Consider the following 19,169-nt stretch of genomic DNA (forward strand, 5'->3'; position numbering starts at 1 on the left):
ACGGCGGCGGGCAGCGGCGCGGAAAGGGACACATGCGGAGCATCTACGTTGCGGGTCTTGGGCGGGGAGACGGCAGGCAGATCGTCGAGCTCGGCCTGATGGAGCTGCTGACCGGGCGGGCCGACCGCATCGGGGTCTTCCGGCCGATCACCGGGGGCGGCGAGGACCGCACCCTGGAGCTGCTCAAGGCCAGATACCGCCCCGCCGCCTCGGCGACCGGGGTGACCGCCGAGGACGCCGCGGAGATCTACGCCGAGCGGGGCGCCGAGGAGCTCATCGGCCGCCTGGTCGCCCGCTTCCACACCCTGGAACGCGAGTGCGACGCCCTGCTCGTGCTCGGCAGCTCCTTCGACACCGACGACCTGCCGCGCGAGCTCGCCTTCAACGCCCGCCTGGCCGCCGAGTTCGGCGCACCGGTGATCGTGGTGGTGGGCGCGCACGGCGACGACGCCGAGGAGATCGCGACGGAGATGCGTACCGGCTACCAGGTCTTCTCCGACCTGGGCTGCACGGTGCTCGCGGTGATCGCCAACCGGGTGCCCGAGGGCACGGTCATCGAGTGCGACCTGCCGGTGCCCAGCTACGCCGTCCCCGAACACCCGTCGCTGTCGGCGCCGACCGTCGGGCAGGTCATGCGGGCGGTGGACGCCGAGCTGATCCAGGGCGGGGACGGCCTGTCGCGCGACGTGCTCGGGTTCGTGTTCGGCGGCGCCACGCTCCCGGTGTTCCTGGAGCACCTCGCCGACGGCGCGCTCGTGATCACGCCGGGCGACCGCGCGGACCTGCTGCTGGTCTCGCTGGCCGTCGAGGCGGCCGGTACGGCGAGACCGGCCGGGGTCGTCCTCACGGTGGGGGAGAGGCCCACCGAGGCCGTACGGGAGCTCACAGCCCGTCTGGCGCCCGGCGTGCCGGTGCTCGCGGCCAAGGAGGACAGCTTCACCGTGGCGACCACCCTGGCCGGGCTGGAGGGACGGCTCACCGCCGACAACCCGCGCAAGATCGAGACGGCCCTCGGCCACTTCGAGGCGCACGTGGACGCGGCCGGTCTGGCCGACAGGATCGAGCTGACCCGCTCCGAACGGGTCACCCCGATGATGTTCGAGCACACCCTGCTGGAACGGGCGCGGGCCGACCGGCGGCACATCGTGCTGCCGGAGGGCGAGGACGACCGCATCCTGCGGGCGGCCGACATCCTCCTGCGGCGCGGCATCGTCGACATCACCCTTCTCGGCAGGGAGGACGTGGTCCGCCGGAGGATCGGCGACCTCGGCCTCGACCTGTCGGGCGTGACCGTCACCGACCCGCTCACCTCGCCGCTGCGGGAGTCGTTCGCCGCCGAGTACGCCGAGCTGAGGGCCCACAAGGGCATGACCGCCGAGCTCGCCCTGGACGTGGTCGCCGACGTCAACTTCTTCGGCACGATGATGCTGCACCGGGGCCTGGTGCACGGCATGGTCTCCGGGGCCGCGCACACCACGGCCGCCACGATCCTGCCCGCCTTCCAGATCATCAAGACGGTTCCCGACACCTCGGTCGTCTCCTCGGTGTTCTTCATGTGCCTGGCCGACCGGGTCCTCGTCTACGGCGACTGCGCGATCAACCCCGACCCCGGCGCCGAGACGCTCGCCGACATCGCGATCTCCTCGGCCCGTACGGCGAGGCGGTTCGGCGTCGAGCCGAGGATCGCGATGCTGTCCTACTCCACCGGCGAGTCCGGCAGCGGCGCCGACGTCGACAAGGTCCGCGCCGCCACCGCCCTGGTCGCCGAACGGGCGCCCGACCTGCTGGTCGAGGGGCCCGTCCAGTACGACGCGGCGGTGGACGCCAGGGTCGCGGCCGCCAAACTGCCCGGGTCACAGGTCGCGGGGCGGGCGACCGTGCTGATCTTCCCGGACCTGAACACCGGCAACAACACCTACAAGGCCGTGCAGCGCTCGGCCGGTGCCGTCGCGGTCGGGCCGGTCCTGCAGGGGCTGCGCAGGCCGGTCAACGACCTGTCGCGCGGGGCCCTGGTCACCGACATCGTGAGCACCGTCGCCATCACCGCCGTACAGGCGCAGGAGGTCACCCCGTGAGCGAGCGAGGCGCCCCGAGCGACCCGGGCGAGGAGCCAGGCCGGGTGCTGGTCCTCAACTCCGGGTCCTCCTCCCTGAAGTACCGGCTCCTGTCCGGCGCCGAGCGGCTGGCCTCGGGAACGGTGGAGCGCGTCGGCGAGCCGGGCTCCCCGGTGGCCGGCCACCGGGCGGCACTGGAGGCCGTCGCCGCCCGGCTGGCCGCCGACGGCCTGGGGCTCGACTCCCCCGAGCTCACCGCGATCGGGCACCGGGTGGTGCACGGGGGCACGGCCTTCACCCGGCCCACGCTGATCACCGACGAGGTGGTCAGGGGGATCGAAAAGCTCGTCCCGCTCGCGCCCCTGCACAACCCCGCCAACCTGGCGGGCATCGAGGTCGCCCGGCGGCTCCGCCCCGACCTGCCGCAGGTCGCCGTCTTCGACACCGCCTTCCACGCCACGATCCCCCCGGCCGCCTCGACGTACGCGATCGACCGCGAGGTGGCCGCGCGGCTGGGGGTGCGGCGGTACGGCTTCCACGGCACCTCACACGCGTACGTCTCCCGCGAGGCCGCCCTCCTCGCGGGCGGGCCCGGGGCCAACGTGATCGTCCTGCACCTCGGCAACGGGGCCAGCGCCTCGGCGGTGTCCGCAGGGAGGTGCGTGGACACGTCCATGGGCATGACCCCGCTCGAAGGTCTCGTCATGGGGACCCGCAGCGGCGACCTGGACCCGGCGGTGGTCCTCTACCTGGCACGCACCGGAGGCATGTCCCTCGACGAGATCGACACGCTGCTCAACCGGCGCAGCGGCATGCTCGGTCTCTGCGGCGACAACGACATGCGCGCGGTGACGGAGCGGCTGGCCGAGGGCGACCCGGACGCCGAACTGGCCGTCTCGGTCTACTGCCACCGGCTCCGCAAGTACGTCGGCGCCTACTACGCCGTCCTCGGCACGGTCGACGTCATCGCCTTCACCGGCGGCGTCGGGGAGAACTCCGCCCTGGTCAGGGAGCGGGCGCTGGCCGGTCTCGGGGCGCTCGGCATCGCCGTGGACCCGGTGCGCAACGCGCGCGGCGACACGCTGATCTCCGCCGACGACGGGGCCGTGAAGGTCGCGGTGATCCCCACGGACGAGGAGTTCGAGATCGCCCGGCAAACTCTTTCCGTCGTTTCCCGAACCAATCGCGGATAAAAGACGTCTACCACGACAGCGGATGAATGGAATCCGCCGGGAGAAGTCCGCGGGACCCGAACCATCGCTCGGCGCTCGTCGTGGGACATACTTCTCGTGGTCGGATGGTCGCCCAGCGTCGCGGGGGTGCGCTGGGCGGTCCATCCGGCGATGTGCCCGTACGGCTCGTCACGAGCCGTACGGGCACACCCGAACGGTTTTCGCGGGGCCTGACCCGGCGCGTCCCGGGGCGGGCGGACCCGGCCCGCCGGCGGGGCGTCTCAGCCCAGGCGGGCGATCGACTTGTACTCCAGGTAGGCCGACAGTCCCTCCGGGCCCAGCTCGCGGCCGAGGCCGCTGCCCTTGAAGCCGCCGAAGGGCGAGCTGTTCTCGATCATGAAGAGGTTGACGCCGTAGGTGCCGGCGCGGACCTGGCGGGCGACGTCCATGCCGTGCTCGGTGTCGGCGGTCCACACCGTCCCGGCCAGGCCGTAGTCGCTGTCGTTGGCGATCCGGATCGCGTCCTTCTCGTCCTCGTACGGGATCACCGCCAGGACCGGCCCGAAGATCTCCTCACGGGCGATGCGCATCTCGTTGGTGGCTCCCGCGAAGACGGTCGGGGCCACGTACCAGCCACGCTCGTGAGGGCGCTCCAGGCCGCCGACGACGGGCTTGGCGCCCTCGTCGATGCCGATCTTGATGTAGCCCTCGACCCGCTCCTGCTGCCGCTTGGCGACCATCGGGCCGATGCCGGTCGCCGGGTCGGACGGGTCGCCGACCGGCATGCCCCGTACCATCGCCGAGACCGCGTCCACGACCTCGTCGTAGCGGTTGCGCGAGGCCAGGATGCGGGTCTGGGCGACACAGGCCTGGCCGTTGTTCATCAGCGAGGCGATCGACAGGAAGCCCATCGCGGAGGGCAGGTCGCAGTCGTCCAGGATGATCGCCGCGGACTTGCCGCCCAGCTCCAGGGTGCAGCGCTTGAGCTGCTCGCCGCAGATCGCCGCGATGCGCCGCCCGGCGGCGGTGGAACCGGTGAAGGCGACCTTGTCCACGTCCGGGTGGGAGATCAGGTACTCGCTCGTCTCGCGCCCGGCGGCGACGATGTTGACGACGCCGTCGGGGATGCCCGCCTCCTTGACCATCTCGGCCAGCAGGTAGGAGTCGAGCGGGGTCTCGGGCGCGGGCTTGACCACGATCGTGCACCCCGCGACGAGGGCGGGGGCCAGCTTGATCATGATGACGAACTGCGGGACGTTCCACGGGACCACGGCGGCGACCACGCCCACCGGCTCGCGGCGGACGGTCACGGTGCCGAAGGTGCCGGGGCGCTCCTCCTCGACGGGGAAGGTCTTGCCCAGCTCGGCGTAGTACTGGAGCATGCCGAGCGGCTGCGGGGCCTGCGCCAGCTGGGAGAAGGTGATCGGGGAGCCCATCTCCAGGGTGATGAGCCCGGCCATCTCGCCCTGGCGGGCCGCGTAGATCTCGGCGAGCCTGCCGACGACGGCCGCGCGCTCGGCCATCGTCATCCTGGGCCACGGGCCGTGGTCGAACGCCTGGCGGGCGGCGGCCACCGCCCGGTCCATGTCGGCGGGGGTGCCGTCGGGAACCCGGCCGACGACCTCCTCGGTATGGGGGGAGACGACGTCGATGATGCCGGTCCCGGCGGGGGCCACCCAGTCGCCTCCGATGAAGAGCGTGTCGTGCTGGCGCATGATGTGTTGCCTCCTGGTGGGCGGGCCAGAGTCGTGATTCTCGGACGGTTCCATCCGCTGGGCAGGGCGCCACGCGCCCCGCCGCTGCTTGAGACCGAATCATGTTCTGTCGCTGATGACAAGGGTGGTCGGTGTCTTCGTGCCCTGAGCCGAGACGTCCTCGCGCCTCGGGCGGGGACAGGCTTGGGTCTTGCGCTTGAGACGCCCCGCTGAGACGCCCCGCGCCCTGAGCCGAGACGTTTTCGTCCCCCGGGTGGAGGGGTGCGTTCTGTGTGAGGATTCTCCAGAGTGACAGGAGTGACATGTCCCATAGTGCTTGTTTAAATCACCTTAAAACGGTAGATAGTTCATCAATGGTGCGCGAGTTCCTCCGTTCCGGTGGCGAGCTTCAAGATCGTCTCCTATAGTTTCGCTCCGTCCATGAGGGGGCTCCGGAGGTGAGCGAAGCGTGAGGCCGACTCGCGCAGCCGCATTGGCTGCCGCACTCACCGTGCTGCTCCTGTCGCCCGCCGTCGCCGGTGCCGCCCCCCTCCGGGCCGCCAAACCCAGCCCCGAGGCCGAGCTCAAGAAGCTGACCCAGGAGGCCGCCGCGCTCAACAAGAGCTACCGCGGCCAGGTGCAGAGCCTTGAGGAGACCCGGGTCCAGGCCAGCAAGGCCACGGCCAACGCCAAGAGCCTCAGGCGCGCCCTGGCCAACGCAGAGACCGACGTCGTGCGCTTCGCCCAGACCACCTACATGGGCGGCGCCCTCGACGACGGCAACCTGCTGAGCTTCCAGGGCAACGCCAACCTGGCCCTCGGCCAGGCCGCGACCATGTCCTACCTGGCCAGCCGCCGCGCCACCCAGCTCAACCGGGTCAAAGAGCTCATCAAGAAGGCCAAGGCCGCGGAGAAGTCGGCCGACACGAAGATCGTCAAGCTCAAGAAGGACATCGCCGACCTCAAACGGCAGCGGGTCAGGATCGAGAAGCTCCTGGCCAAGTACGGCTTCCAGACCCCTTCCGGCAGCGGCGGCCTGACCCCCCGTACGATCACCATGCGCAACCTCGTGCTGCAGACCTTCCCCATGCCGTACGGCTACGGCTGCCTGCGCTCCGGCGACCCCGGCGACCACGGCAGCGGCCGGGCCTGCGACTTCATGATGAGCACCGGCGGCAGCGTCCCCGCGGAGGACGCCATGGACCGCGGCAACCGCCTCGCCCAGTGGGCCATCGACAACGGCAACCGCCTCGGGGTCATGTACATCATCTGGCAGCAGAAGTACTACGACGTCCGCACCGGCGCCGGCTGGAAGATGATGTCCAACCGAGGCGGCAACACCGCCAACCACATCGACCACGTCCACATCTCGATGTTCTGAGCTGCCAGGCTTCTGACCTGCGGTGATCTCGTTGTGTGGGACTCTCAGGGCACATCCAGGGCACTTCGGCCCGTCGCCCACGCGTCCTCGATGACCTGCCTCATGCGGTCCTCGCTGGAGGGCATCAGGTGTGTATAGGTCCGCAGGGTGAATCCGGGGTCGGCGTGCCCGAGGAAGTCGGCCACGGCCTTGATGGACACCCCCCGCTCCAGGAGCACCGAGGCGAAGTGGTGGCGGAGCATGTGGAAGCCGTTCTCACGGGTTGTCGGGATGCCCGCCTTGATCAAGGTCGGCTTCCAGACGAAGCGGTTGAACTCAGTCCGGTTGATCAGGCTGTGCAGCCTGGTCGTGAAGATCAGCTCTGCCGAGTGCGGCGGTCCTTCCAGCATCCGCCAGGGCAACGTGATCTCGACCGGCGGGAAGGCCAGTTGGTGATCGGAGAGACGCAGGGCAAGGCTCTCCGGCAGGGGAACGTCACGGACCTTGCCGCCCTTGGGTGGGGCGAAGAGCATATGACGGCCGTTCAGCATCTTGACCTGCCGCCGCACGTGGACGACTCCGGCCGCCAGGTCGATGTCATCGACAGCCAGGCCGAACGCCTCACCTTGACGGAGGCCGAGCGTCGCAGCCGCCTGGACCATCACCTCGTAACGTCGTGCGACGGCACCGGCGACGGTCTTCACCTGCTCCACCGACCACGGCGTGATCTTCTTGGATTCCGCTCTCGGCGGCTTCACCGATCCCGCATGACAGGGGTTCTTAGGGATCACCCCGTCATCCACGGCGGCGTTCAGGAGTGCGGACAGGTGAGCGAAGACGGTCCGGACGTAGTTCGGGGCGAGCTTCTTCTGAAGACCGCGCAACCACGCCTGAAGAAGGCTGGGACGCAGCGCCCGCAGTTCCCTCTCCCCGAGGATGGGATAGACGTGGAGCCGTAGACGGATCTCCACCAGCTCGTACGACGACCGGTCGAAGGTCTGGGCCTCAAGCTCTGCGTACCCACCAGGAGAGCCTTAGAGGAACCACGGGGACTCAGGGGCACAACGAAATGGCTCCTACCTGTGGCATGGCGAGTTAGAAAAAACGAAACGGGGTTTTCCAAATGGGTGATTAATCATAACGATTTGCACTATGATCGCACCTACCCTTAAAGTGTGAATCTTGCGTATGCAGAGTTAGATTGGCATGCATTCAAAAAATATTCGTCGGACGTTGGAAGAAAATAGAAAGATAGTCGACATTTACATGACGCTCAATATTTCTCTTGCCACTCGATCTGTCGCAGTGCAAACTTCGGACTTTCGCCTAACATATAACGATACAGGAGGGATTCGTAGTAGCTCAGCGCAAAAGCAAGTAGTCCTTCACTACGCAGAATGGTCTGGATTGCTATGCTACACAGGCGTCGCTGAATGGGGTAGTCATAAGATCGCTGAATGGCTAGGAGGAGCGCTTGCCCATAAACCCGGAAACCGATCAATGAAAGAAGTGGTTGAAGGAATAAGAGATAAGGGGAGTGTGTGGCTAAGACGAATACCGGAGAAGTATAGGAGGCATACGTTTACGCTTCTTGCATACGAGCGAAAAGTGCCACACATATATGCTATATCAAATTATCAGAGCTTGCGTGGTCCGGACCTTCCTGTGCCTGCTGATCGGCTGTTCGTGACTCATGTCCGTATCCGAAAAGTGGAGTGCTTTGTTACTGGACAAAGATGTGCAACAGATGAAGATGAGATCGCTGACCTGACAGACGAGATTGCGCGCCACCGGACACCCGAGGCAATGCGAATCCTTGCTGCTAAAGTAAACAAAAGAGCAGCAAGTAGATCAGAAAGGAAAGTGAGTGAATCTTGTGTTTCTTCTCACCTGCTTCCAGACGGATCTGGGGAATCTCAAGTATTCGGCAACATCGATGATCTGTTCATCCCTTCCCTAATTATCAGAGGGATAGATACCGCACCATATGGGCCTCAGGTTTTGAGAGAGTCAGGGCAGTCATCGAAAGCAAGGTTAGTAGGAGCTACTTGGGCGAAGAACGGCGGATCATCTGCCATGATAGTTGCTCTTCGCCCTTTATCCAACCAGGCCGGTACAGGCTGGGAGATGACATGAAAGTGAATGTGATCCAGTCATGATAGAGGAAGAACCGCCGACTTCAATGGTGTTTGATTATGGGTTTCCAAGGCTACCTAAGATCGACCAAGAAAAATTGGTCGGCGAAGCGTTAATGGATAAATACGAAACCGATGGCGACACAAATCTCGTTGGTAACATTGCCTGTGATCCCGACCCGCCTGACAGGCTATTTCATTATGGCGTAACGAGAATAGGAGTGGAACTCACAGAGGTAGATCAGAACTACAATCGAAGAACCGAGGACATCAATTTTGTTAACGACATTTATGTGGAGTTTAGAAAAAGGAATATCGAGAACAGATATGAAGGGCTGACGATTTCCGTCCTCTCTTTGGATGAAGGTCTAAAGCGGCGCGGGCTTCGCCGGCGCGATAGTAGAAAAGCCGCAAAGGAGCTGGTCGATCTCGTGCAGACATCTACACAGTCAGCAGATGAGCTCGAAGGCATTTTTGCTCGCCGCCTTAAAGTCGACTCCACTGGAAATCCAGCTTTGTCGCTCATCACTGGCAGTATATAGGCCCGAAACATGACATACGACGATCTGATGGAAGAGCAGCGCCTCTCGTAATCATGTCAGGCGGCCGAGTCTACACCGAAGCAACTAAAAGCGACATCATTGCTGATTATGTCGCTACCATAGCGAAAAAAGCGCGACGAAGGAGAGAGGCTGCTACCTATAAGGAGCATAAAATAGATCATTCAATTCTCGCTTTTCATGATCACTCTCGCGGACAAACGTACCAGGGATTTCCCGAGCTACATGAAGAGTGTCTTCGAGAAGCGATATCATGCTCACCCGTAGAGGCAAATACTTTCAACGAGATCCTTTTTTTATCCTTCGGCATATTCGATTGTGAGATGATACGCTTGCTCGGCCGTAGAGCTAAGGCATATCCACACTGCTAGGACCTGAAATCATTGGTCGACAGTCGGTCTCACTTTGCTTCAATCGTTGGACGCGCATGACGGTAATCCAAATAGGCCTCTTTTGCCTCGCCGAGGGATTCCTTAATATCTTTAAGGGCTTGATTGTGCAGCTTGGGCTCTTTTTTCTTGTCGATCAAATAGATGAGTGAAGCGTAAAGATCGACCTTTCTCTGGTGTACTTGGAATTGGGTTACCGATTTCGTCGGCGTTGGCGGTTCTTCCTCCAGCATGGCTGCTTGTCTGTCCAGTTGACGCAATTCATCTTGAATCAAAAGAAGGGCGAGTCCGTTCGATGGCCTTTCCCCAACGGGCCATTCTGGATTCGGTGATACTTGCTTGTATCGAGTTAGCCAGAAGTCTAACTGTCGGGAATCCATGGGAAGCCCTGTAGGTATTTGGCGAGCAGTGCGCAGACGGCGCCGAACCTCCTTGGAGGTCTGATCTAGACCCTGTGCGAGCTCGTCTTCGTTCCGACCTTGGGCAGCGAGGTAGGCCGTCCCCATGTTTAACACTTGCTCTGAAAGTAAATTTATCTGAAGGATGGTTTGGGTGAAGGACTTATCGTCTACGCCGGTTGGACTATTAACGATGGGAACCGCCACCAGCCTGGCCGCTTGATCGGCAAGAGCCTGTGCGAGACGGCAAACTTGTAGCCGTGCCTCATGCGCTGACAGCGTCGGTGTGGATTTTCCTGGCTGCTGCCGCTTGCTACGATCCTGGGTATCGCGCGCCATGGACTCGGCAAGCTTATCCAGCTCACTCATGGCGTCCTCAACAGCTTCAATCGTCATATAAGCCTCCGGCAGGCAGGTGAGTACTTCCGCTCGCAACCACTTCTTTGGGCGCTTCTGAATAGGTTCTGGGAGATTACCCCGTTTCACATCCTGATATATAGCTGCAGAGGACGGTATCCCTGTCTCTGCCATCAGCTCCTGTTCGTCGATCAGTTCCTCTTCGCTGAAGCCGTTGCCAACGGAGGGCGTGTTCACTGGTTCCCCTTCAGAGACAGGGTGAGATAAGCCTCCAGAGCGAGCAGGGGGATCAGAGCACTCACAACCCTCCGTACCTTCTTAGCTGACAGCAGGACGAGGATCAGCACCACGATGAGGGTCACCCAGGGCAAGCCCGGCATCAGAATGACGCCAAGATCTCTGAGGGGGGCCATGTGTTCGATGGAAGCCTCGGCAGGCATCGGATCTCCTCTAGGTCGCGGATGTTCGTGGAGCCCCATCATGTCTGTAGTACGCGGCGAGCAGACTCGGCATCGAAAAATACGTCTCAATCCAACACAGTTGTCTGGGCCTGTGAGCTGGGCAAACGAAGTCTTTCCGATCTGCGATCGTGCCAGAACGGGCAGTGCTCATGGTGATGGGTCCACTTATCCAAGAGCGACAGCTGTCCCCATCGAGTCACAGTCGGCCCGGCGTGACATCCAGTGCGAGTGCCAACGGTCCGCCCAACCCGGAACTTAACGGGGGCAACCGTCGCGTCCCACGCATCCTGCGGGAGGACCGTCTACGCACTCACTGTGTCTGGCACCTACTGGCACAGATACTTTGCGAGGAAGATCGACTCTGGTGGTGGCGAGCGGTTCACGTATACGTAAGTGATGAGCCAGTTGGGTCGCAGTTCACCACAGTCCGCGGTCGTTTCAGGTTGACTGGCCATACTCATAGGTTCAGGCTGAATCGACCAGGAGGGCACGATCCAAGCTGCTAACGCGCTTTGAGCGGAGATGCCGGGGCCAGTCAGCAACGCCACAGGACATAGGCGCGATGATCTTCAGCGTAGGGAAGCCATGGCGGGGACTCGTTCTACTTCCTGCGCACAGTTACCGCTGCTCGCGGCGCGTGAAAGATCAGACGCAATATGAAGGTGTCCAGCGTGAACATGTCGGTGCCGTCCCAGTCGAACTGCCCGACCTGCCCTGGTGAGGCATCAGGAGCAGCGGTCACGCGGTCATGGCCCTCCTGGTCCTCATGCCAATCGACGAGGCGGACGTCCTCGAACCGGAAGACCACCACAGGAGTCTTCGACAGTTCGGGCGGAGTCCACTGTGGGTCGTAGACAAACTCCAGCTCCAACGTCGGCGGCCTGCCGGGCTCGTAGGTCAGGCGCCTGAAGTCGGTATCGTGAAGGTAGACGTGGGCATCCTCCTCGGTCCAGAACTCGTACAGCCCTCCCCGGGACGTGATGCCACGATCCTTGTCCTTGGTAACGCCGGCGAACTCGGTCACTGACATGAGGACATGGTCCTACAGAGCAGAACGATCTGGCCGGTCCCCACGGAGTGGTGACAGCAGCGCTGACAGCAACGTCCCCACACGTGGACTCACTTCGGCTACCCTCTACCACCCTCTGACCACGGTCTCCGCTACCCCACCAGCGTGATTGGTCCGCCTGAAAAGCGGCCGGTCGGGCCTGTCGCGTCGTCTCCGATGCTCAAGCCTGGTGGTCCTGCGCTCCGGGTCGGCTTGCCACTGGTCACATGGTGAACCGTTGGCGCAAAGCAGGGAAGAGGTGATTCGGTCGCCGAATCAGTATCTGTAGTGATCCGTTCATATCCGGTAATCGCCCGTTGGCTAGTGGACCATGGTTCATTATGAAGAACATGAGAGACGGGCGAATGGTGGCGTTGACCGGCGCGGCGGTGGCGGGAGCCGGTTGCACTTTGGCCGGGGTGCTGTTGGTGCGTGCCGGGCTGGATGACGCCGACAAGTGGGCGAGCATCATCGGGATGTGTATCGCGGCGGCCGGGTTGCCACTGGCGGTCTACAGCATCGTCCTAGCTCGCCGCTCCGCTACCGCCCTACCCTCTGGTAGAGAGGAACTGCCGCAGACCCGGACCCAGCCCATAGCGCCCCAGGAGAAGGCCAAAGATGGGCCTGTCGTGTCCAACTCCACCATCGAAGGACCCAACATCCAGGTCGGCCATGCTGGCGGGGATGTGGACATCCGCTATGAGCGCTGAAGCCGCATCCGCCCCCGGCGGGTTCCCTTCCGGCGCCCCGTCGGTGTCCGGGTCGCTGATCGGCGGGCCCAACATCCAGATCGGGCATGCTGCTGGGGATGTGCTGATCATGCTGGATCGGCCCGGCTACCGGCTGGAGATGCTCAGGGATGCTCCGCCGGTGCGTCTGCCGCGTTCTCGGCGCGGTCCCAGTTACCTGCTGGACGTGCAGCGCCAGGTAGTGCCCTACTGGTCCCGCCCCGCCGAAGAAGAGGCCTTGATCGCTTGGCGAGATGCCCCGGACGAACCCGTGTCGGTGGTCTTGTTGCATGGCCCCGGGGGGCAGGGTAAGACGCGCTTGGCCGCCCACTTGGCCTCCACAAGCCACGCCGCAGGGTGGGCGGTGGCCCAGGCAGTAGAGAAAACCCCCCGCCTCCGCAACGGCAGCGGCGCGGCCGAGTTAACCGACGGGCAACCGCTGCTGGTGGTGGCCGACTACGCCGAACGCTGGCACTCGTCCACGTTGGCTCAAATGATAGACGGCCTAGCTTGGGATTTACCCGGCCGCACCGTCCGCCTGCTGCTGCTAGCTCGCCCGGGAGAAGATCTGTGGCAGAGCCTATGCGCGCAACTGGACCGCACTGGCGCCGACCTGGCCGACCCCATCGCCCTCGGTGACTTCACCCCCGCAGCCGACCGGTCGCAGGCCTACCGCCAGGCCGCCACCGCGTTCGCCGCACACTTGGAGCACACCGGCCCGGTGCCGGGGCCGCCGGCGGACCTGCACCATCCCGATTACGCCTCAGTGCTGACCTTGCACATGGCCGCCCTGGCCGCCCTCTACGCCGCCCAGCAGGAGACCCCCGCCCCGGACCGGCCAGGCCTGTCGGACTATCTGCTCAATCACGAGATGCGCTACTGGCAGGCGATGGCACCCGCTTTCGCCTCTCCGGCCGTCATCGAGCGCATGGTGTTTCTAGCCACCCTGTTTGGTCCTCTGGAGGAGACGAGCCAGGCACGGATCCTGTTGCACCGCGCCCACCTGGCCGACGGTCCGGCCCAAGCTGGGCTGCTCCTGGACGCCCACCATCGCCTCTACCCTCCTGCAACACAGGCCCGGCCCGGCCACGTGTCCAGTGAGCACCTAGGCCACGACGGCGGCCTTGCTGGGGGCGGATTTTTGCTGCCGCTGCGCCCGGATCGGTTCGGTGAGGACTTCATTGCCCACCACCTGCGCCATCACGCCGCCGAGGCGGCTCAGATTCTGACTCCCCTCGCTGCTGTTGCCGCTGGCAACTTCAACGATGGGCAGAGGGAGGCTGACAGGCTGTCTCAAATGGCGCTGCGGCGCTGCCTGATCGTGCTCACCGCCACCGCAGCCCGCTATCCTCAGGCCCGCACGCTGCTATTGGAAATGCTGGGCCAGCGGCCAGAGCTGGCCCGGTACGCCACCGCCGAACTGGTCGGATTCATCATCGACCACGCTGAGCACTCCCTAGCTATGTGCCTTCATAACGCCCTGCCCGACTACAGCACCGACCTGCTCCAAGCCGCTGGCAATCTCGCCCACCACATACTGCACGCTCTGCCCGCTGATGCATCCCCCGCGTTGCGTGCTTCTCTTCTTTCAGCCCTGGGGATCCGTCTGTCGCACGTGGGGGACATCCGGGGAGCATTAGAGCCTTCGCGGGAGGCGGTAGAGGTCTATCGTCGGTTGGCTGAGATGGAGTCGGAGGCTTACCTGCCCGGCCTGGCAAACAGTTTGAGCAACCTGGGGACCCGGTTATCGGCGGTGGGGGATATCCGGAGGGCGCTGGAGGCTTCGTGGGAGGCGGTGGAGATCTATAGCCGACTGGATCAAGCGAATCCGGTTACTCACCTACCCCGCTTCACGTTGGCCCTGAACAATTTGGCGACTCAATTGTGGGAGGTGGGGGACAAACGGAAGGCGGTGGGGCTCATACGGGAGGTGGTGGAGTCCTATCGTCATTTGTCTGAGGCAGATCCAGCGGCTTACCTTCCCGACCTCGCGATGAGCTTGAATAACCTGGGGACTTTCTCGTCGGGGGTAGGAGACATCCGGGAAGCGGCGGAATCGGTGCAGGAGGCGGCGGAGCTTTACCGTCGGTTGGCTGAGGTGGAACCGGAGGCCCATCTGCCTGGCCTCGCGATGAGCTTGAGCAATTTGGGGTCGCAGTTAGCAGAGTTGAGGGACATCCGCGGAGCGGTGGAGCCGGTGCAGGAGGCTGTGGAGATCCGGCGGCGGTTGGCCGAGGCGGAGCCGGCAGCCTACCTGAGCGACCTGGCGAAAAGCCTGACCAATCTGGGAGCTCGGTTGTGGGAGGTGGGGGACAAACAGGGGGCAGTGGTACCAGCCCGGGAAGCGGTGGAGGTCTATCGCCGGTTGGCCGAGGTGGAACCGGAGGTCTACCTGCCCGGCCTCGCACTGAGCTCGAACAACCTGGGGGGCTGCTTGTCAGGGGTCGGGGACAAGCGAGGGGCGGTGGGATCGGTGCAGGAGGCAGTGGAGGTCTATCGTCGGTTGGCCGAGGCGGAGCCGGAGGTCTATCTGCCCAACCTCGCAACCAGCTTGGCCAACCTGGGGGGTTGCTTATCAGAGGCGGGGGACAAACGGGGAGCGGTGGAGCTGACACGGGAGGCGGCGAAGCTTCACCGTCAGTTGGCCGAGGCGGAGCCGCAGCTCTACCTGCCCGACCTCGTTATCAGCCTGGCAAACCTTGGGACCCTCTTGTCAGGGGTAGGGGACAAACGGGGAGCGGTGGAGCTGACACGGGAGGCGGCGAAGCTTCACCGTCAGTTGGCCGAGGCGGAGCCGCAGCTCTACCTGCCCGATCTCGCGCTGAGCCTGTTGAGGTATGCACGAGCATGCAGCGAGTCTGAACCGGACCTCTCCGCAGGACTCTCGGCAGCGGAGGAAGCCATCAGCCACTTCCGCCAGTTGGCCGAGGAACTCCCTGAGGCATTCCACAACCTGCTGAGCGCTGCCCAGAACGTGGCCGCGGATATTCGGGCCCGGCTTACGCCCGTCATCCGCCGTGACGGCATCGGTGACCTCTACCGTAACGCCCCGTGCCCGTGTGGATCGGGTAAGAAGTACAAGCGCTGTCATGGCACGGCTGGCGGTGTCGCGATGGCACCGGACAGTGGAACGGAATCATGAGGTACATTCAGCAACCGGATGGTTCACCCCGTCAGAAAATCACTGCGGATCGTTTTGCCGAGTGAGCGCAAACATCGCCATTGGACGACGGTGGATGGAGACAGAAGATAATCATCCTGAATATTTCACGCAAAACGCCTGATATACCCGAGGAAGTTCAAGGTTATCTTGTCTGGCACGAGCGGGGCATACGCGGCCCTAGTCGATGAGGCGCGGTGTTCCGTCGCTGTTCCGTGGAGCGCCGAATGTAGTAAGAAGCTATACGAGATGGTCGTAGGCGTAGTCCCTACGCAACACGATAATCGGGTTGTTTGCGCAGATAGACGTAACCAGTTGCGGAGATCACTCAAATCTACGAGGGAACCAACCGCAGTTGCGATACCCGTAGGCTCATGTCCCGCCTGGTAGAGTGCCTGCTGTACAGCACCCGAATGCGGTAACACAGCCTCCCAGGCCCGCACGATCAGTCGTCATCACACGCTTGAGCAGGGCCTCTTAAGGTTGCTCTTGTTCCGTCGCTATTCTGTGGGGCACCGGAATCAGCGAGAAGCGATGTGGGATGTTCGCAAGCGTAACCGCTGATCATCGACAAGATCGAGCTATCTTCGCAGGTGGCCACGTCATGGGTCGGAGGTCACTCAGATCTACGAGGGCAGGGCACATCCAGGGCACATGGGCGCCAGAAGCAGCACGAAACGATGAGAATCAGTGAACGCCAAAAGCCCAGCTCAGAACACCTTCCAAGAGATCACCGCAGGTCAGTCGTCATGGCGGATCAGATCTCGATGTTCTAGTGGCCGGCCGAGTTTGATCGATTTCGTTGACCCCGTAGATCCGTCGGCGAAACCGCGAACGTGAACCCGTGGTCAATGAGGTGGGGCACTTCCCGGCTTCGGAGAGGGGCGTTTGTCATCGTGCGGTCCACAGCCACGCGTTGGTCGTGAAGCCCTTGTTGCTCACGTGGCAGGGGGTGAAGTCGAACGGGTCGAGGGCGGGGTGCCCTTCACGCACTGTGTATCGGTGGAGGAGGTCCGAGACCAGGACCGCGAGATCGGCCTGGGGGTGGTCGCGGACGGCCTGGCGCAGGGGGTCGCTGTCGAGCATGCGGCTGACCTCGACGATGGTGGAGCCGGAGTAGCCGAGTGCCGCCATTCCCACGGGGCCGAGGACCACGGCCATGCGCAGTCTCATGTGGTCGAGACAGCGCCGGTTGTCCTGTGCCAGGCGATCGCGCCAGGCGTGCAGCAGGTGGGGCAGCATGGTGTGCAGTTCCACGGCCTGCGGCAGGAAGACGTTCATGCCGTCGCCGGTGTCCTGCCGATCGGTCGCGGTGGGGTCGAGGCCCAGCTCGTCCATCATCTGGGTGAAAATCGTCACCAGCCGCTCCTGCAGCTCCTTCTTCTGGGGTGAGGAGCGGCCGCTGTATCCGACGATGTCCACGGCGAAGCCCATCCGGACCAGCTCACGCCCGAGATCCCCGCGCTCGCGCGCCTCCGGCCGGCGTGCCCGCTCGTGACATCCGCTCAGGCGTTCCAGCTCGGACTTGACGGCTTCCGCCTGCCAGCGGAGCAGGCCGCGGACGAGGAACCTGCCCGAAGCGGTTTCGAGCCCGATGTCGGCCGTGTTGAGGACGCCGAGCCTGCGGTCGTTGTGGACGGCGACGTCTCTCAGGTCACCGTGGCCGATGGTGACCGTGTCGGAAGTCCGGTAGCTCATGTCGATGTCGGCCAGGTGGGTGCGCCGATCGCTCAGCGCGATGACGGCCGATCCGGGCGTGACGCCGGAAAGCCGGCAGGGAGCCAGGCGGACGAAGCCCTCGTGCTCGTCGAGCAGGCGCATCACGACGTCGACCAGCTTGTCCTTGTTGCCGAACATGCGCTGCGGATAGGGGAGCTGATCGTCCAACGCGCGGCCGATCGGCGCACGGTCGCGCGGGATCCCGCCAAGGGGGTGATGCTCGTCCACGTCGTTCCCCTGCTCGGGAGAGAACGTTCCGACGCAAAGATACGGTGATCTCGCGGGGATGTCAGTCGGCTCCCATGACAACGCGGGGCGCCCGTGTCCCGGGATCCCGGTGGACGTGCGGCCGGGTGCGGCGGGCCTCGGTCTCGGCGACGCCGAGTGTCACGGCCGTTCCAGCCCCTCGTGGAAGTGCCGCCTCAGGCCGCGTAGACGGGGGCGAGGTCGACGAATACGCGGTAGTCCGTGATCAGGCCGTCGTCGCGGGTGTGCCAGATCGACACGGCCACGACGCTCGCCTCCTTGCCGTCGAGCCGCCGGTAGGTCACCTCGGTCTCGGCGATGATGTCGGCGTCCACCCGCCAGTTCCTGACGACGCGGTGCCGCAGGCCGGCGATGGTGGAGAAGAAAGCCCGCAGCCCGGCGGCGATGGTCTCGCGGCCGACCATCGGCTCGGCGTTGCCGAACACCAGCGTGGCGTCCTCGGCCAGCAGTTGTACGAACTCGTCGGGGTCGAACGAGTCGACTATCTCGAAAACGCGTCGCACCACATCGTCGGTCACGCCGCCCCTTCCTCACGCGCTCGGGATCACTGCTGGGGACGATACGGGGCGAGGGGTGACACGCAACTATCGCGAAGGTGGGTATCTCATCGCCGAAGGCTCACCCAGGGCTCGACGGGCCCTGCCGTCCACGCCGGGCTCCACCGGCCGCGGCCGCGGGACCGGCTTCCGCGACGAGGCCCGCGCACGAGGTCCGCCTGCCGGTGAATCCATCTGACCTCGTACGACACCGGCTGAACCACCCGGGGGAACCGTACGTTCCTGGAGCATGAGATTAAGGATGACCCTGCTCGTGGCGCTGTTGTCCCTGGTCGCGGCCTGTGGAGGAGTGGAAGCTGATATGTCGGCGACGCCGGTTGACGAGGGGCCGGCGAAGCCGGTCGCCCTGTGGGGAGCCGAGGGCGGGTTCGTGACCCCGACCACGAACGTGCTGCGCCCGCCGAGGGTGGTGCTGTACGGCGACGGCCTGGTGATCGTCGACGCCAACAGGCAGGTGAAGCTCACCGATGCCGAGGTGGGCGAGACGGTCGCGTCGATGGAGAGGTACCTGACCGGGCAGTCGCCGACCGCGACACCCAGGCCGGGCGCTCCGATGGTGACGGACGTGCCGGCCACCGTCCTCGGGGTGCGAGGGAAGGACGGGAAGATGCTGGAGGTCCGGGTCCCCGCCCTGGAGCAGGTCTCGGACTTCTACCCGAAGGAGCTCCTGGACGCGAAGAAGCTGATGGAGGGTCTGGCGACCCGGGCCGCCGCCTCGGGCAGTGACTACGTCTCCACCCGCGTCCGGATCGTCGCCGAGGGGGCCGCGTCGGCGGAGGGCGAGCCGGCGCCGTGGCCCGTGGGGGTCCCCGAGCCTTCGGGCACGGTGGACCCGGTCTGGCGGAAGGACGTCGAGGGGGCGGCGGTGAGCGCGATCACCAAGGCGGTGCCCGCCAAGCAGGAATACAGCAGGGCACTCTTCAAGACCGGTTCGGGGGCGCTCTTCGTGCTCTCCTGGCGATACTTGCTGCCCGGCGAGTAGTGAGGGCTCCACACGCGTCCGGGGCCCGGCCGGGGAACGGCCGGGCCCCGGTGGCGGCGGGTCCCGGCCCGCCCGTCACCCCGCCCGGCCTGACCGGAACCGCGCCGCCGCCGACGCCGACGCCGACG

Annotated in this window: 15 protein-coding genes; 8 read left to right on the top strand and 7 right to left on the bottom strand. The window is 64.5% G+C overall.

Annotated features, from left to right (window positions below; all coding sequences use genetic code 11):
- The first annotated feature begins 32 nt into the window (after window positions 1–32).
- A complete protein-coding gene (pta, locus tag ACSC1Q_RS19700; RefSeq protein ID WP_436760156.1) occupies window positions 33–2,075 on the top strand; it encodes a phosphate acetyltransferase in 2,043 nt (680 codons plus the stop codon).
- Window positions 2,072–3,247 (top strand): acetate/propionate family kinase, encoded by a 1,176-nt coding sequence (locus ACSC1Q_RS19705; protein ID WP_436760157.1) that lies wholly within the window; start codon window positions 2,072–2,074, stop codon window positions 3,245–3,247. Before pta ends, ACSC1Q_RS19705 begins: the two co-directional genes overlap by 4 nt.
- A gap of 260 nt (window positions 3,248–3,507) precedes the next feature.
- Here the strand turns inward: ACSC1Q_RS19705 and ACSC1Q_RS19710 are convergent, their stop codons facing one another.
- Window positions 3,508–4,941 carry an aldehyde dehydrogenase gene (locus tag ACSC1Q_RS19710; RefSeq protein WP_436760158.1) on the bottom strand — a complete coding sequence of 478 codons (1,434 nt, stop codon included), beginning with the start codon at window positions 4,939–4,941 and terminating at the stop codon, window positions 3,508–3,510.
- Between the two features lie 472 nt (window positions 4,942–5,413).
- On the opposite strand from ACSC1Q_RS19710, the gene ACSC1Q_RS19715 reads away from it, so the two are divergent.
- A complete protein-coding gene (locus tag ACSC1Q_RS19715; protein WP_436760159.1) occupies window positions 5,414–6,301 on the top strand; it encodes a coiled-coil domain-containing protein in 888 nt (295 codons plus the stop codon).
- Between the two features lie 44 nt (window positions 6,302–6,345).
- Here ACSC1Q_RS19715 and ACSC1Q_RS19720 read toward each other — a convergent pair whose 3' ends face one another.
- Window positions 6,346–7,083 carry a tyrosine-type recombinase/integrase gene (locus tag ACSC1Q_RS19720; RefSeq protein ID WP_436760160.1) on the bottom strand — a complete coding sequence of 246 codons (738 nt, stop codon included), beginning with the start codon at window positions 7,081–7,083 and terminating at the stop codon, window positions 6,346–6,348.
- Between the two features lie 697 nt (window positions 7,084–7,780).
- Here ACSC1Q_RS19720 and ACSC1Q_RS19725 point away from each other — a divergent pair.
- Both ACSC1Q_RS19725 and ACSC1Q_RS19730 read left to right on the top strand, forming a co-directional pair.
- The gene (locus ACSC1Q_RS19725) at window positions 7,781–8,416 is read left to right on the top strand and encodes a hypothetical protein (RefSeq protein WP_436760161.1); all 636 of its coding nucleotides are present in this window, start codon (window positions 7,781–7,783) and stop codon (window positions 8,414–8,416) included.
- A 19-nt stretch (window positions 8,417–8,435) separates the two neighbouring features.
- Window positions 8,436–8,957 carry a hypothetical protein gene (locus ACSC1Q_RS19730; protein ID WP_436760162.1) on the top strand — a complete coding sequence of 174 codons (522 nt, stop codon included), beginning with the start codon at window positions 8,436–8,438 and terminating at the stop codon, window positions 8,955–8,957.
- 418 nt (window positions 8,958–9,375) lie between these two features.
- Here the strand turns inward: ACSC1Q_RS19730 and ACSC1Q_RS19735 are convergent, their stop codons facing one another.
- From ACSC1Q_RS19735 to ACSC1Q_RS19745, 3 genes are all read right to left on the bottom strand, one after another.
- Complete coding sequence (locus ACSC1Q_RS19735; RefSeq protein ID WP_436760163.1) at window positions 9,376–10,356, bottom strand: helix-turn-helix transcriptional regulator; 981 nt, start codon at window positions 10,354–10,356, stop codon at window positions 9,376–9,378.
- Window positions 10,353–10,559, bottom strand: a complete 207-nt coding sequence (locus tag ACSC1Q_RS19740) for a hypothetical protein (RefSeq protein WP_436760164.1) — start codon at window positions 10,557–10,559, stop codon at window positions 10,353–10,355. The genes ACSC1Q_RS19735 and ACSC1Q_RS19740 overlap by 4 nt, the downstream gene beginning before the upstream one ends.
- Window positions 10,560–11,181: 622 nt before the next feature.
- Window positions 11,182–11,610, bottom strand: coding sequence for a hypothetical protein (locus tag ACSC1Q_RS19745; RefSeq protein WP_436760165.1), 429 nt, complete (start codon window positions 11,608–11,610; stop codon window positions 11,182–11,184).
- 359 nt (window positions 11,611–11,969) lie between these two features.
- Between ACSC1Q_RS19745 and ACSC1Q_RS19750 the strand changes: the two genes are divergently transcribed.
- Both ACSC1Q_RS19750 and ACSC1Q_RS19755 read left to right on the top strand, forming a co-directional pair.
- Window positions 11,970–12,338: a hypothetical protein gene (locus ACSC1Q_RS19750; protein ID WP_436760166.1), complete on the top strand. Its 369-nt coding sequence runs from the start codon at window positions 11,970–11,972 to the stop codon at window positions 12,336–12,338.
- Complete coding sequence (locus ACSC1Q_RS19755) at window positions 12,328–15,498, top strand: tetratricopeptide repeat protein (RefSeq protein WP_436760167.1); 3,171 nt, start codon at window positions 12,328–12,330, stop codon at window positions 15,496–15,498. The genes ACSC1Q_RS19750 and ACSC1Q_RS19755 overlap by 11 nt, the downstream gene beginning before the upstream one ends.
- Window positions 15,499–16,407: 909 nt before the next feature.
- Here ACSC1Q_RS19755 and ACSC1Q_RS19760 read toward each other — a convergent pair.
- Both ACSC1Q_RS19760 and ACSC1Q_RS19765 read right to left on the bottom strand, forming a co-directional pair.
- Window positions 16,408–17,403 (bottom strand): hypothetical protein, encoded by a 996-nt coding sequence (locus ACSC1Q_RS19760; protein WP_436760168.1) that lies wholly within the window; start codon window positions 17,401–17,403, stop codon window positions 16,408–16,410.
- A gap of 254 nt (window positions 17,404–17,657) precedes the next feature.
- A complete protein-coding gene (locus ACSC1Q_RS19765; protein WP_436760169.1) occupies window positions 17,658–18,020 on the bottom strand; it encodes a nuclear transport factor 2 family protein in 363 nt (120 codons plus the stop codon).
- 268 nt (window positions 18,021–18,288) lie between these two features.
- Here ACSC1Q_RS19765 and ACSC1Q_RS19770 point away from each other — a divergent pair, with 268 nt between their 5' ends.
- Complete coding sequence (locus tag ACSC1Q_RS19770; protein WP_436760170.1) at window positions 18,289–19,041, top strand: hypothetical protein; 753 nt, start codon at window positions 18,289–18,291, stop codon at window positions 19,039–19,041.
- Window positions 19,042–19,169 lie beyond the last annotated feature (128 nt).

This window comes from Streptosporangium heterodermiicola (genome assembly GCF_051390675.1).
GTDB lineage: Bacteria > Actinomycetota > Actinomycetes > Streptosporangiales > Streptosporangiaceae > Streptosporangium.